Source organism: Gilvimarinus sp. 1_MG-2023, assembly GCF_030548285.1.
Genome location: NZ_JAUOSC010000246.1, coordinates 1 through 403, shown reverse-complemented (window position 1 = coordinate 403; position 403 = coordinate 1). Strand labels below are relative to the sequence as shown.

The 403-nt window shown below is 48.4% G+C and carries 1 protein-coding gene; it reads left to right on the top strand.

Going from position 1 to position 403, the window contains the following annotated elements; genetic code table 11:
• Positions 1-403, top strand: a 403-nt coding sequence (locus tag Q4563_RS16635; RefSeq protein ID WP_303605278.1) for a hypothetical protein, incomplete at both ends; no start/stop codon positions are given.

The window sequence follows — 403 nt, the reverse complement described above, 5'->3', positions numbered from 1 at the left end:
CATGAAATCCATTCTGGAGATCAGAGAAGAAACCGCCCGTTTATCACTGCTCAACCACTTTGAACGAGATGTGGTCACCACTCTGAAAACCCGACGCGACGAAAGCAACGACTTTCTGCGGGAATACGAACAGGTACTGCTGGATCTCGCCAAAGCCGAACTGCCCGATGCCGACATCAATCGTAATCACTTTAACCATCTGGGCAAACGTTATGATTTAAGCTGGACACAAGCGCAAGAAAATAGCTCCGAATTTTTCCGGTTACAAGCCAATGAACACTACCTCGCCTGGGACTTGGTACGTCAGGCCAAACAACGCCAACTAACATTAGCCAGGCTGAAATTTCAATACGACCAGATGGAAGGTCAATACGCCGACTTAAAACCCTGGATTGGCCAGCAC